This is a genomic window from Bradyrhizobium canariense, from assembly GCF_018130465.1.
GTDB lineage: Bacteria > Pseudomonadota > Alphaproteobacteria > Rhizobiales > Xanthobacteraceae > Bradyrhizobium > Bradyrhizobium canariense_C.
The window spans coordinates 86,311-100,828 of the sequence record NZ_JAFCKJ010000004.1; the positions used below are offsets into that span (position 1 = coordinate 86,311).

General features: G+C 64.4%; 11 protein-coding genes. 3 read left to right on the top strand and 8 right to left on the bottom strand.

The window, feature by feature from the left end; genetic code table 11:
• Positions 1-2: 2 nt before the first annotated feature.
• A complete protein-coding gene (locus JQ591_RS13680) occupies positions 3-917 on the bottom strand; it encodes a 2-dehydro-3-deoxygalactonokinase (protein ID WP_211396538.1) in 915 nt (304 codons plus the stop codon).
• Between the two features lie 240 nt (positions 918-1,157).
• On the opposite strand from JQ591_RS13680, the gene JQ591_RS13685 reads away from it, so the two are divergent.
• Both JQ591_RS13685 and JQ591_RS13690 read left to right on the top strand, forming a co-directional pair.
• Positions 1,158-2,255, top strand: coding sequence for an LLM class flavin-dependent oxidoreductase (locus JQ591_RS13685; protein ID WP_211396893.1), 1,098 nt, complete (start codon positions 1,158-1,160; stop codon positions 2,253-2,255).
• Between the two features lie 55 nt (positions 2,256-2,310).
• Entirely contained in the window at positions 2,311-2,865 is a 555-nt protein-coding gene (locus tag JQ591_RS13690; protein WP_211396539.1) for a flavin reductase family protein, read from the top strand.
• A gap of 68 nt (positions 2,866-2,933) precedes the next feature.
• Here the strand turns inward: JQ591_RS13690 and JQ591_RS35285 are convergent, their stop codons facing one another.
• From JQ591_RS35285 to JQ591_RS13720, 7 genes are all read right to left on the bottom strand, one after another.
• Positions 2,934-3,197 (bottom strand): hypothetical protein, encoded by a 264-nt coding sequence (locus tag JQ591_RS35285; protein ID WP_249136947.1) that lies wholly within the window; start codon positions 3,195-3,197, stop codon positions 2,934-2,936.
• 384 nt (positions 3,198-3,581) lie between these two features.
• On the bottom strand, positions 3,582-5,474 hold the full coding sequence (locus JQ591_RS13695) for a sensor histidine kinase (RefSeq protein ID WP_211396894.1): 1,893 nt from the start codon (positions 5,472-5,474) through the stop codon (positions 3,582-3,584).
• Between the two features lie 76 nt (positions 5,475-5,550).
• On the bottom strand, positions 5,551-5,688 hold the full coding sequence (locus tag JQ591_RS13700) for a hypothetical protein (protein ID WP_211396540.1): 138 nt from the start codon (positions 5,686-5,688) through the stop codon (positions 5,551-5,553).
• A gap of 276 nt (positions 5,689-5,964) precedes the next feature.
• Positions 5,965-7,845 (bottom strand): sigma-54-dependent Fis family transcriptional regulator, encoded by a 1,881-nt coding sequence (locus JQ591_RS13705; protein ID WP_211396541.1) that lies wholly within the window; start codon positions 7,843-7,845, stop codon positions 5,965-5,967.
• 109 nt (positions 7,846-7,954) lie between these two features.
• Entirely contained in the window at positions 7,955-11,260 is a 3,306-nt protein-coding gene (locus JQ591_RS13710) for an acetyl-CoA carboxylase family protein (RefSeq protein WP_211396542.1), read from the bottom strand.
• Between the two features lie 127 nt (positions 11,261-11,387).
• Positions 11,388-12,071, bottom strand: coding sequence for an aspartate/glutamate racemase family protein (locus JQ591_RS13715; protein WP_211396543.1), 684 nt, complete (start codon positions 12,069-12,071; stop codon positions 11,388-11,390).
• Between the two features lie 11 nt (positions 12,072-12,082).
• Complete coding sequence (locus tag JQ591_RS13720) at positions 12,083-13,765, bottom strand: methyl-accepting chemotaxis protein (protein WP_211396544.1); 1,683 nt, start codon at positions 13,763-13,765, stop codon at positions 12,083-12,085.
• Between the two features lie 384 nt (positions 13,766-14,149).
• Between JQ591_RS13720 and JQ591_RS13725 the strand changes: the two genes are divergently transcribed.
• Positions 14,150-14,518 (top strand): hypothetical protein, encoded by a 369-nt coding sequence (locus JQ591_RS13725; RefSeq protein WP_249136949.1) that lies wholly within the window; start codon positions 14,150-14,152, stop codon positions 14,516-14,518.

Genomic DNA, 14,518 nt, shown 5'->3' on the forward strand with positions numbered 1-14,518 from the left:
TCTCATTTCGTCCAGATCGCGGCAGCAGCCATCGACAGACCGCGGCGGACGGCTTCATCGGCATCGACCGGGTTCACGGTGACCGACAGCGCGTCGAAAGCCAGCCTGTACAGCATCGCGAGCCGCCCCGAGGCAATCAGCGTGATTCCAGTTTTCGGCGTCGCGCCGGAGAGCCCTGCCGCCAGCTCGACGCCGACCAACGTGCCCGACAGCGTTTCGCGCGCGGCGGCCGGTGTGCCCCCGAACAGGAGCTGACGCGACCGCGCGCCGAACAGAAAATTGGCGGCAAAGGCGGGGGCCTCGTACGCGGCCTTCACCGCAGCCTGGAAGCTCGCGACATCCTCGACGTCTTCGGCGCCTGCGATTGCAAGCGACAAAATCGTCTCGCGCGACACCACGCTGAAGAGCTCGCCGGTCATGAAGGTGGAGAAATGCGCGACCGTGCCGTCCTTCACCCGCACCCATTTCGAATGCGTGCCGGGCATGCAGACCAGCGCTTCACCTGCGGCATCGAGACCGAGCGCGCCGAGCAGCTGCGTCTCCTCGCCGCGCATCACGTCCGGCGCTTTTGTATCGCGCTGCGCGATACCCGGCAGGATGCGGATGTCGCGCACTTCGCCGGACACGCGCGCGGCCTGCTTCAGGATCGCCGACAACCGCGCCGGCGTGTCGACATAGCCGGCCTCGATCCAGCCTTGCCGCGCGCCGGCCATGCCGCAGACGAGCACAGGAAGATGGTCGGGAGCCTCGACTGCCGCAAGATGCGATTGCAGCACTGCGGGAAAGCCGGCCTTCGCGGCCACCAGCATGCCTTCATCGCTGCGGCGCTCGGTCAGCACCTCGCCGGCGCGGTCGATCAGCCAGAGCCGGAAACTGCTGGTGCCCCAGTCTACCGCGACATAGGCAGGTTCAGTCATCTCAACGCGTATCCTCGTCTCACCGCCAAGACGCCGTCTCGCGACAATGAGACGAGGCCCCGCAAGTCCGCCCCGGGATATCGGCTATTGTTGCCCCAAACCAGCCTTTTCTCGCAGGTCTGAGGTGCCGCTCGCGCTGGCACACCGCTTGCGAAGCGGTGGCACACAGCTTGCTAAAGCGTTCCCGCTCACGTCCGTGAACCGCGCAACAAGACGCGTCAACATCAGATGAGGAAACCCATGGAGATCGGCTATTTCACGATGCCTTCGCACCCGCCGGAGTGCGGCCTGAAGGAAGGGAACGACTGGGACCTGCAGGTCATGCGCTGGCTCGACGAGCTTGGCTATCAGGAAGCCTGGGTCGGCGAGCACCACACCGCGCCCTGGGAACCCAATCCCACGCCGGATCTGCTGATCGCACAGGCGCTGATGCAGACCAAGAATATTCGCATCGGGCCGGGCGGCTTCCTGCTGCCCTATCACCACCCGGCCGAGCTCGCCAACCGCGTCGCCATGCTCGATCATCTTTCCGAGGGTCGGCTCAATTTCGGCGTCGCGGCTAGCGGCCTGCCGAGCGACTGGGCCATGTTCAACGTCGACGGCATGAGCGGACAGAACCGCGACATGACGCGCGAGGCGCTGGAGATCATTCTGAAGATGTGGAGCGATCCCGCGCCCTGGACCTACAAGGGCAAATTCTGGACGGTGACCAAGCCGGACACGATGTTCGACTTCCTCAAGCCCCACATCAAGCCGTTGCAGACACCGCATCCGCCGATCGGCGTCGCCGGGCTCTCGAAGAACTCGGACACACTGAAGCTCGCCGGCGAGCGCGGCTTCATCCCGATGAGCCTCAACCTCAACCCGGCCTATGTCGGCAGCCATTGGGATTCGGTCGTCGCAGGTGCCGCCAAGACCGGACGCAAGCCGAACCGCGCGGATTGGCGACTGGTGCGCGAGGTGTTCGTCGCCGATACCGACGAGAAAGCGTGGAGGCTCTCGACCGGCGACATGATGGGCCGGATGATGGGCGAGTACTTCCTGCCGCTGCTCGGCCATTTCGGCTTCAAGGACTATCTGAAGCACGCGCCCGACGTGCCCGATAGCGACGTCACCGTCGAATATTGCGCCAAACGGAACTGGATCGTCGGCTCGCCCGCGACCGTCGCCGAGAAAATCGAGAAGATCTACGAGGAGGTCGGCGGCTTCGGCGTGCTGCTGGTGTTCGGCTTCGACTACAAGCACAAGGCTGAAGCCTGGCATCACTCGCTGTCGCTGCTGAGGAACGAGGTGATGCCGCGCCTGAAGCATCTCGGCTCCGCGCAGAAGGCGGCTTGACCCGACGCGGGTGCGGCGCGATCGTGCCGCACCTGTTCTTTCTGGAGACCATCGCGTGAGCGTGGACGCAAAGGATTTCAAGCAGGCGATGCGCCAGTGCGCCGGCGCCGTCGCTCTGGTGACGGTCGGCGCCGAGCACGGCAAGCGCACGGGCTTGACGGTGACCTCGGCCTGCTCACTGTCGGACTCACCGCCCTCCCTGATCGTCTGCGTCAACCGCAACGCCAGCGCCCATGCGCGCATCCGCGAGGAAGGCGCCTTCGCGATCAACTTCCTGCACGAGGACCACGCGCTCCTGGCGCTCACTTTCAGTGGCCAGAAGGGCGTCAATGGCGACGACCGTTTTGCGTTCGGGGAGTGGACGCGCGGGGTGACCGGCGCGCCGGTGCTGACGGATGCGGTCGCCGCGTTCGACTGCGTGCTGGCACAGGAATTCGAGACGACGACGCATTCGATCTTTGTCGGCGAGGTGCGCGGCGCATCGCACTCCGACGGGGCGGCGCCGCTCGTATATCTGCGCAGCAGCTTCCACGTCCCTCACGAAATCCGCGGCACCGTCACAGTCGGCGATCTCGACTCGCGTCATCTGAGCTGGAGTGACTTTTCGTAGAGAGTCGGCGAGCGCACTGCTCGTCCCTCGGTGTGGGACCTCTCCTGGCAACCCGCAATCAAGTCGATTTACCGCCGCGCCCCAACGCGATTGACGCCACCATTTGCATTGCCACCAGCGTTATGACGGACTGCAGCGCGCGCCACCGGACGGGGCCTGAGCACGACGCCTGCCCGGGCCACGCAACCCACCGGATACTCAACGTATTGGCAGTATACGACCGCATTGGCCGGGGCCGGACTGAGAGCGAGACCTGCAAGGCCTAGCAGGGCGCTCGCAGCAATCCCGGAAACAGTCACTGACTTGATCGAAACACGCTTGACTGGACGCATGGCGGACCTCCCTTATTCGTGCCTGCGGAGCAGATGCACGGGCGCCGTGTCAGATGCGGCAGCGCGCAGCGTGTGCGCTAAAGGATCGCTGATGTTGACATAGATCAACCGAGTGTCTGCCTAGCGCCACGGGGAAGGCTCCATGACACGACTGCGGCGCACACGTTTCGGTGCTGCTGCAGTGGACCGCGGCTGGTAATAGAGCTCGGGCTGCGCGCTGAGCCCGTCCGGCTTACTTCGAGAGTAACGCGCCTCGCCAAGAGGGGCGCCGGCTAAAATTGGCTGCTCACGGTTTCGACGTTGCATAGACCCGAGATTTTATCGTTGTCGTTGCTTCCTCTTATCTTTGCCCGTCAAGCGGCAGGGGCGGACAGCCACACGCGGCTACGTCGGCCCGGCACCATCGCCGGATAGAGGAATCCTGATTCGGAACGACGCACCGCCGTGATCGCGGTTTTCGGCCCACACGACCCCATTGTGCGCCTCGATAATGGTACGCACGATGGAAAGTCCCATGCCCATGCCTTCCGCCTTGCTGGTGTAGAACGGCTCGAATACCTGTTTCAACCTGTCTTCCGGAATACCGGGTCCACGATCCGACACGGATAGCTCGGAAAATTTATCGATGCGCGAAGTCCGGATGCTGATGATGCGATTCTCGCTCGGCGCATCCTTCATGGCCTCGATCCCGTTCATGACGAGGTTCAGAATGACTTGCTGAAGTTGGACGCGGTCTCCGACAATCGGTAGCGCATCCGGCGTGATCACGTCGACCATTCCGAATTTCCGACCCACGGTTAGCGCCGATAGAAAGCCAATCGTCTCTTGGACGATTTCATTGAGGTCGAATTTCTTCAGTTCGAACGGCGCCCTTTTCAGTAGACTTCGCAACCGACGGATAACTTCGGTGGCGCGCTGATCATCCTTAAGAATATCACCCAAGATTTCGTTCAGTTCGTTGATGTCTGGTTTTGGAGACTTCAAAATCGCCCGCGCGGTTTCGGTATTGGTGAGAATAGCGCCAAGCGGCTGGTTAATTTCATGCGCAATCGAAGCGGTCAGCTCCCCTGCGGTCGAGAAACGATTGACATGGGCAAGTTCCGCCATGCGCTGTCGTGACTGCACTTCAGCAAATTGCCGCCGCCGATGCTCGCGGAGGAGCACCAAAATGAGCCCCGCTTGCATCAAAAGCACTGCGAAAATGAATGTGATTTGCCACGAATATCGCTCCCACACGGATGGTTCGCGGAAGTAGACCGCGCTGCCCGGCGGCAGGTGGCTGTCGCTGATCCCAAAGCGCTGCATTTGTCGCCAGTCGAACCTTGGCAGCTCGAATTGGCTGGGCGCAACCCTCACGTCGCCGGCCTTTTCACCGTTCAAAATGCGAATTGCGGCTGTGGCTGCGACGGCCATTCCCTTCTCGACAGAATGCATGGAGCCGCCGACGATCGAGCCATCGAAAAATCCATCAAGATAAGAAAAGATTGGGGCGCTGGCGGCAGCGGAGAGCCTGTGTAAGGACGTAGTGCCCTCGTGCGTAACACCGGCCGCATCAACGCTCATTAGATGCCAGAAGATAGCGCTGTGAGGCGGAAGATGTGCCGCGTCTCTCAGGATGTCTTCAAATGAAAGCCTATTGTACCATCGCAGTTCAACACGCCCTGCGAATGGTGCGAGTTCTCGCTCGAACACCCGTTGCCAAAACGCTTCATTGGGAGAAGCCCCATTGACCACCGCGATCACTTTCGTATCGGGCAAAACTTTCAGGATAGTTTCGATGGCCGCCGGAAAATCATGAGCCGCAGCGGCCACGGTGTCGTACTCGGTCAGCTTGTCGTATTGGACCCGGCGCGCCTCGACGGAAGTAAACATCATTGGTGTTTTGGGAAAAAGCTGAGGGCGATACCTCTGCACGAACTCGGCGGCTGGCGCACCAAGGGCCACAACGAGGTCGGGAGGCTTTGCCCCGTACAATGCGTGCAGATATTCGACAAACGGCGCGAGGGCTTTGTCATCATCCAGCCGAGCCGTCAAAAGCGAGTGGTCTTGAAAGTCTAACGGGCCCTTCGATTGTTTGCTCATTTCGGACCGAAAATATTCTGCGAAATCGGTCCATGGCTTGAAGCGAAGGCCGAACGATTGCAGCATCAGAATGCGTTTGACCTCGGGATCAGCCGCTTGACTGCCGGTGAGCGCCGCAAGCAGAAATGCCAATGTCAACGCAGCCAGCAAAGGCCGGCTGCAACAAAGTCGAAACTGTATCGGCCGGAAGCACATGCGTTGCCCAGGCAAGTAACTTATGCCAAAACCAAATAACCGAAAGAGTTTCTTGTGCGGTGTCCTGACAGGGCCTTCACCAAACGAAGTACAACAAATAGGCGAGCGCGGCCACGCTGACGGCAAGAGCGGCAATTCCGGTAACTTGAATGTTGAAAGCCCGCTTTGGATTGAATGACATGGGCCATTTTTGGCGGTAGCCGAGCATCAGCATTGATTCAGATCATACTATCTCCCTGCCGACCCCAGTCGTTGGTCCGCCGCCCTCTCCGCTGAAGCTGACTCATTCCGCCACCTGTGCATGTCGCTGGTCGCAGGCTGCTGCTGCTGGCCCGCGAGCCGATCAGCACTTCCTTCGTGTGACAGAAGGAACGCTAGTTCCGTTGCTCACCCCTTCGGCTCTGCCGCCATCCACCGAATCGCCTGCGGCGCGGATGATCGCGCGCCTCGAAGGTGGAGTTCGCTGCGCGAGCGAACTCCCACCGACACCCTACTGCGCCGTCTCGATCTTCAACTGCTTGATCTTGCGGTAGAGCGTGGCCCGGCTGAGTCTCAGCGCGCGCGCCGCGTCAGTCACACGACCGCCATGCTTGCGTAGCGCCTCCACGATCGTGGCGCGTTCGGCCGCTGCCAGATCCGGCTCCGCCGCCCTTCCACCAAACGGCGGCAGATCGAGGTCGGCATCGGTGATGACGCCGTCCTCCGCCGTGCAGCCGGCGAGCCGCAGCACATGCCGGAGCTGGCGCATGTTGCCGGGATAGGGATAGGCCGCGAGCTGCGCCCAGGCCTCGACCGAGAACCGGCAGTTCGGCGCTTCCTCGTTCGCGATCCGGCGTATGACGTCGTCGCGGTCGGCGCGCTCGCGCAAGGCCGGCAGCCGCACCTCCATGCCGCGCAGACGGAAATAAAGATCGGTGCGAAAGGCGCCCTCCTCGGCCATGCGGCTGAGATCGCGATGGGTGGCGCTGATCAGGCGAATGTCGACCGGCACGGGCTTCAGCGCGCCGAGCGGCCAGACTTCGCGGTTCTCCAGCACGCGCAGCAGCCGCGTCTGCAGCGCGATCGGCATGTCGCCGATCTCGTCGAGGAACAGCGTCCCGCCGTCGGCCTGCACGATCAGGCCCTTCGAGCCGTCGCGGCGCGCGCCGGTGAAGGCGCCGGCCTCGTAACCGAACAGCTCGGCATCGATCAGGCTTTCCGGCATCGCCGCGCAGTTCAGCGCGACATAGTTGTGGCGCGCGCGATTGCCGGCTGCGTGAATGGCACGAGCGAACACATCCTTGCCGACGCCGGTCTCGCCATGCAGCAGCACCGGCAGATTGTGATCGCCGATGCTCTTAAGTCGCTTCACGCTCTTGATCAGGCCGGGGTCGCGGCCAGCGAGGCGCTGCAGCGCATCAAAGCGATCGACGGGTGCGTCGCGGCGCGGCGCGAGCGGACGGGTCGATGCCCTCGCCCGCAGCGGCGGCGTGACATGGCCATGCCCCAACGAACTGCCATCGCCCCGACGCAGCTCGACGATGCCGTCTGCGTCGCGCGCGGCGGGATGGTCGAACTTGATGTAGCGCGACAGATCGATGCCAGATGCGATCAAGCCGTCGGTGAGACCCAGCAGCGCGCGCGCCGAACGGCAAGCGCCGACGATACGGCGATCGTCGTCATAGGCGAGCAGGCCGCTGCCGCCATCGCCCGGCACGGTCGCGATCCAGGCGTTGCGGAAATGACCGCGGAAGATTGCACCCTCCATGCGCCGCGTCGCCTCCATCGTCACCGCGAGCGCAAGCTGATGCGCGGTGCGTTCGAGGTCCTCGCGGCAGGAGGTGATGTTCACGGCGCCTGCGAGCCGTCCGGCCTGGTCGAACAGCGGCGTCACGGCGCAGGAAAACATGTGCCACTGCGCGCGAAAATGCTCGTCGCGATGCACCAGGATCGGCTTCTGCTCGGCAAGCGCGGTGCCGAGCCCATTGGTGCCTTCAAAGGCCTCGGAAAAATTCGAGCCGGTGTAGATCTTCCAGTCCATAAACAGTCTTGCGTCGGCTTCGCCGGGCAGGCGGCTGAACAGCATGGTTGCGTTCACGTCAGCCAGATTGACGCAATAGCCGGCATCGCGCAGCACACGGGCGAGATCGTCGAGCTCCGGTGTTGCGAGCCGGATCGTCTCTTCCATCGGTTCGGCGACGTGCCGGATCTCGGCTTCGGTGAGCGTCTGCGGCGGCCCCTGACGGGCGGGATCGAGCTTGTGACTGACCAGGCAGCGCCGCCAGGAATTGGCAATGCGCGAAGAGGCATCGACGTCGGCCAAGCGGTCTGTAACCTGATTGGCGACGGACAAGACACGGGCGACATGGTTCGAGGCCGAAAGGCTGGCCATCGCGGACGTCTCCACCCTGTATTATTGTGCAAAGTCTGGCACCGCGGGCGGGGATGTCAATCGGGAACCGGGAACGCGGCGAAGCGCAATCAGAATTGCTGCACCGCCCTCACCACGTATCGATGCACGGCCGCTTTTTCGCAGTCCGCGCCGGCGGCTTCGGCACCGACCGCAGGCCTGCCATGATCCACCGCCGCGTCTCAGAGGGGTCGATGACGTTGTCGATCTCGAATACGGAGGCGATCGAGACCGCCTTGCCGTTGGCGTAGAGCTCGGCGACCTTGTTGCGGTAATAGGTCTCGCGCTCGACGGGGTCGGCGATGGCCTCCATTTCCTTGCGAAAGCCGAGGCGGACGTAACCCTCCAGGCCCATGCCGCCGAACTCGCCGGTGGGCCAGGCCGCGGTGAAGAATGAGGCGTGGAAGCCGCCGCCGATCATCGACTGCGCCCCGAGCCCATAGCCCTTGCGCAGCACGATGCCGAACAGCGGCACTGTGAGGCTCGCCCCAGTCACGAACATGCGCGAGACGTGGCGCACGATCGCCGTCTTCTCGGCTTCGGGGCCAACCATGAAGCCGGGCGTGTCGCACAGCGAGACGATCGGCAGATCGAAGGCGTCGCAGAGCTGGAGAAAGCGCGCGGCCTTGTCGCCGGCATCGGCGTCGATCGCGCCACCGAGATGGCGCGGATTGTTGGCGATCAGGCCGAACGGCCTGCCCTCGATGCGGATCAACGCGGTGATCATTCCGACACCGTAGTCGCGGCGCAGCTCCAGCACGGACTCCTTGTCTGCGACGAGGTCGATCACGCTGCGGATGTCGTAGACGCGCAGGCGGTTCTCGGGGATCGCGCGGCGCAGCAGGCGCTGGTCGGCGGCCTGCCAGTCCGTCACGGCGCCCTGGAAATAGGACAGGTATTTTTGCGCAACGCGCGTCGCCTCCTCTTCGTCCTCGACGAGGATGTCGATGACGCCGTTCGGCGACTGGAACGTAACAGGACCGACCTCGGCCGGGTGATAGACGCCGAGCCCGCCGCCCTCGATCATGGCGGGGCCGCCCATGCCGATCGAGGCGTTCCTGGTGGCGATGATGACATCGCAGCATCCGAGCATCGCGGCATTGCCGGCGAAGCAATAGCCGGAGACTACGCCGATAACCGGCACGAGACCCGAGAGTCTTGCGAACTGCACGAAGGACGGACCATCGAGCCCGGTCATGCCGAGCCGGTCGGTATCGCCGGGCCGGCCGCCGCCGCCCTCGGCATAAAACACCAGCGGCACGCGCCAGTCTTCCGCGAGCGTCAGCATGCGGTCGATCTTCTTGTGGTTCATGTGGCCCTGCGTGCCCGCCAGCACGGTGTAGTCGTAGGCCACGACGATGCAGCGCCCACCCTCGGGGCCGAATTTCTCGGCGTTGACGGTCGCGACGCCCATGACGAGGCCGTCGGCCGGCGTGTTCTTGACGAGATCGTCGAGCTTGCGCCGGCGCCGCTGCGCCGCGATCGCAAGGCTGCCGTACTCCATGAACGAGCCGTCGTCGACGAGCTGCGCGACATTCTCGCGCGCGGTGCGCTGATTGGTGTTGCGGCGGCGCTCGACCGAGGCAGGGCGATTTGCGTCGAGCGTGTTGGCCTGGCGCGCGATCAGTTCGGCGAGATCGGGACGGATATGGTCGAGATCGATATCGGTTTCCGTTGCCGACGCATCAGCCGCAACCTCGAGCGGCTCCAGATACATGATCGGCTCGCCATGCATCAGCGTGACACCGTCGCCGGCGACGAGCTTCATGACGCGGCCGCCCTGCTCGGCCATGACGAGATGCTCCATTTTCATGGATTCGATCACGGCGAGTTGCTGGCCCGGGCGCACGACCTCGCCTTCCTTCACCTGAATAGTGACGATGGTACCTTGCAGGGGCGCCGCGACCATCACCGTGCCTTCGGGCACGATCTGTGCAGCATGCGCCTCGGTGCCGGGGCCGCCGCTTCGCTCCGTCGCCGCAAAATAGAGAGGTTTAGCCGCGCCATCCGCGGCTTCGACGAGCTTGCCGATGTTGCGATCGATGAAGTCTGTCGCGATGCGGTTGGCCCTGAAATCGGGATGCGCCAGCACGGCCTGGAGGAAGGCGATGTTGGTGATGACGCCGTCGATCCGAAACTCGCGCAAGGCGCGCGAGGCCTTGGCGACGACGTCATGCCAGGCTTCACCCGGCGTATGCACGATGACCTTTGCCAGGAGCGAGTCGAAGGCGGCGCTGGTCTTGTAGCCGGCATAGCCGAAACTATCGACGCGGACGCCGGGGCCCGACGGCGGCTCGAACACGGTAAGCACGCCGCCGGTCGGGTGCGTCGCGCCTAGCTCGTCCAGCGTCTCCATGTTGACGCGGAGCTGCATGGCATAGCCGCGCGGTTTCGGGATCGAGCCTTGCGCCAGGCCGAGCGAGGCAAGCGAGGCGCCGGCAGCGACCGCGAGCTGGGCGCGGACGAGATCGAGGCCGAGCACTTCTTCCGTCACGGTGTGCTCGACCTGGAGCCGCGGGTTGGCCTCGATGAAGGCAAAACTGTCTTCGGCAGCGCCGTCAACCAGGAACTCGAACGTGCCGAGATTGTCGTAAGACGCGGCCACAGCGAGTTGCTTCGCCGCCTCGATGATACGGCCACGCAAGCCGTCGCTGAGCGACGGGCTCGGCGCCACCTCGATCAGCTTCTGGTGCCGGCGCTGAATGGTGCATTCGCGCTCCCAGAGGTGGGAGATCGCGCCGCGGCGGTCGCCGATGATCTGCACCTCGATATGGCGCGCCTGCCGGATCAGCCGCTCGGCATAGACGCCGTCGAAGCCGAACGCGGCCTTGGCCTCGGACTGGCAGCGCGCGTAGGCCTCCGCGAGATCGGCAGCGCCCTCGACCACGCGCATGCCGCGCCCCCCGCCGCCCGCCATCGCCTTGATCACAATCGCCGCGTTGCTGCCGAGCGAGGTAAAGAACGCCGCGATGTCCTCCAGCGAGGACGGCCCGCTGGTGCCGGCGATGATCGGCACGCCGCAGCGCTTCGCCAGTTGCCGTGCCGCAACCTTGTCGCCGAACAGTTCGAGTGCCGCGGCCTTCGGCCCGACGAAGGCGATGCCTGCGTCGGCGCAGGCCTTGGCGAAAGCGGCGTTCTCGCTCAGGAAGCCGTAGCCGGGATGCACGGCGTCGCAGCCGGACGCCATCGCCGCCTTCACCACAGCCTCGATGTCGAGATAGGCCCGCGCGCCGCGGCCGGGGATTTCCGCCGCCTCATCGGCAACACGCACATGCAGCGACAGCGCATCGTCCGCGGGATAGATCGCGACCGTCGCGAGGCCGGCGTCGGCTGCCGCGCGCGCGATGCGGATGGCGATCTCGCCGCGATTGGCGATCAGGAGCTTCTTGAACGACATGCAGCGTCTCCATGCCCGCGTGCCCAAGCGCGGGTCGGCAGGCCCGATGGTTCTGCTTCGTCACTTTAATCGAGGCCGTCAAGGGCAAGGACACCGGTCGCGACGACCGTTCCCGCGGGCCGGAATATCAGTCGGCCGCGCGCGCCGTGATGAGGCGAATAATCCGCGCCACGGCAGAGGGGATCGGCGCGATGACCGGCACGGTGAACATCGGCTGAAGCTCGCGCGCGGCTTCGCCCAGCGGCCCGCCACCGATGATGACCGCCTCCGCGCCATCCTGCGCGATGCAGGCCTCGACGGCGCCGGCGAGCGCTGCGCGCAATCGTGCCGGATCGCGCATCAGCTCCTGCGGATCGCCATCGGCGAAGCGCGTGCCGGTGTAGCGCGAGCGCAATCCCAACGCGTCCGGCAATGCGTCGATCTTCGCTTTCAGTAGCGGCGTCGTGGTTGCGACGCCGAAGCGGCGGCCGTTCTCGGCGGCTGCCAGCATCGAGGACTCACCGATGCCGACCGCGGGCAGTCTTATCGCGGCCTTGATCCCGGCCAATCCAGGATCGCCGAACGCCGCGACGATGACGCCGTCGCATGCATGCCGATCCGACTGCGCGATCTCCAGAACTTCGGCCGAGGCTGCATCCAGCGCATCCGGCGTCACGATCATGTGTGGCGCGCGCGTTGCGGTCGCGCCGTCGATGTCGAAGCCGTCCACGGCGGTCGACCTCGCGATGGCGACCATCATCGCTGTGGTCGCCACAGAACTGTTCGGATTGATCAGAAGGATGCGCGCGCGCCGATCGGAATTCTGGATCATCCCCTGCTATACTAGGCCGCCCGCACCCCCGCAACGAAGGCGCTGACCTCGTCTTCCAGCGATTGCAGCTTCTGTGACAGCCGGCCGCTCGATTGCAGCACGAGGCCGGCGGCCTGGCCGGTCTCCGCCGTCGCGTCGGTGACGCCCGAGATGTTCTGCGAAACCTGGTCGGTGCCGGAGGCGGCCTCCCGTACGCTGTGGGCGATCGCCGCGGTCGCGGCACCCTGCTCCTCGACGGCGGCTGCGATCGACGAGGAGATCTCGTTGACCTCCATGATGGTGGCGCGAATGCTCTCGATGTTGCCGACAACCTGGTTGGTCTCGGCCTGGATCGCCGAGATCTGCGCGCCGATCTCGTCGGTCGCCTTCGCGGTCTGGCTCGCCAGCGACTTCACTTCGCTTGCCACCACGGCAAAGCCCTTGCCGGCCTCGCCGGCGCGCGCCGCCTCGATAGTGGCGTTGAGCGCGAGCAGATTGGTCTGCGAGGCGATCTGGTTGATGAGGTCGATGACCTCGCCGATCTTGTGCGCAGCCGCAGCCAGCCCCTGCACGGTGTCGTTGGTGCGCTGACCGTCGGCGGCGGCCTTGTCGGCCACGGTTGCAGCCTGCGCGACGCGCTGGCTGATCTCGGTGATCGAGGACGACAGCTGCCCGGCAGCGGAGGCCACCGTCTGCACGTTGCTCGAAGCCTGCTGGCAGGCGGTGGCGACGAGGCTCGCACGGTCGGTCGCCTTGTTGGCGGTCTCGGACATGCCCTGCGCGGCCTGCTGCATCGCGCGCGCCTCGTTGAAGACGTCGCGGACGACGGCCTGAACGTTCGCCTCGAACTTGCCGGCGAGGTCGGTCATCGTCTTGCGCTTCTCCTCGTCGGCCTTCTGCTTCGTCTCCTGCTGTTCGGCGTGCATCCGGCCGACCGCCGACGCATTGTCCTTGAACACGGCGAGCGCCTTGGCGAGCCCACCGATCTCGTCGCGACGGTCGGTATGGGGCACATCGAACGCACTGTCGCCGGCGGCGAGGCGCTCGGTCAGCGCGGTGATCTTCGCCAGCGGCCGGGTCACGCTGCGGCCGATCACGAAGGAGACGCCGAGCACGAGCGCGAGCACGACGAGGCACACCAGGGCGAAGGTCATCGCATTCTGGCGGAAGACGGCGTCGACGTCGTCGAGATAGATACCGGTGCCGATGATCCAGCCCCAGGGCGCAAAGCCCTTCACATAGGAGATTTTCCCGACCGGCTGGTCGAAGCCGGGCTTCGGCCAGAGGTAGCTGTAGAAGCCCGCACCCTGCTTGTTGACGACGTCAACAAAGCCCGAGAACAGCCGGTTGCCGGTGGGGTCCTTCATCTCGGAGAGATCCTTGCCGTCAAGCTCGGGCTTGATCGGATGCATGATCATCTTCGCGGCCATGTCGTTGAGCCAGAAATACTCGACCTTGTCGTAGCGAAGGCTCTTGATCTCTGCCGTCGCGGCGGCCTGCGCCTGCTCGCGGGGCAGCTTTCCTTCGCTCTCGAGATTCTGGTAGTGCGCCAGGATGCCGTAGCCGACGTCGACCATGTGCTGCGTCTTGGTCTGGCGATCCGCGATCATCTGCGCGCGCAGGGTCGAGAGCGCGATCGGCACCAGTGCGATCATGCCGAGGAGGCTGATGCCGACAATCAGGACCAGCTTGAAACTGATGCGGGAGAAAAACATCGGTGCTCGCAAGATTTGGAAGGGCTGATATGCCAGTTTATCCCGCGCCCCTTAGCAAAGCTTTAAGCATTCGGGTTCCCCCAAATCCCCCCCAAAACCGCGTGGGCCGTGTCCGAGATGCAAGTTCTTCAAAACTAGAAGACCTCGATATCGCCCCTGCGAGCGTTGACTTGCAGGAGGCCCTGGCGGAACGATCAGCGCAGATCAGCAACGCCGGAAGTGGCGTGGGCGCAGCCAGAGGCCAGAGGCTCAATGCATCAATCGACATCGACAGGGTCCCTCGACCCTCCCGCGCTGAGCGCAGCGGAGCGGCTCTTCATTTGGGGATTTCGGGCCAAGGCACGCAGCGGAGGCGCCGTTCCGACCGCGGCTGACATCCAGCAAGTGTACGACCACTTTCGCGTCGGCGACGCCGTGCCTTCGCTGGAATCCATCGTCGAGATCTTTGCGTGCACGGCGCATACGGCCATCGCCGTACATTGCCCGACCTGCCCGCGCATGTCCGACAGCGAGCACGGCATGTTGCGGGCTATCGCCGCCGCACAGAAGGAGCGCGACGATATCGCGCGCGAGCAGTTCGAATGCTGGCTGCCGCCGGTCGGCGCCGATTGGGCTCTTGCACCCGTGCGGGGGCTTGCGACGATCTTTCGCATGGCCGGTCTCATCCTGCCCGACCGACACGTCCCGTCTTTCGACCATGACCGGACGACGGCGATGAAGACCTGGCTGGTCGGAAGCCCGACGTTGCACTGA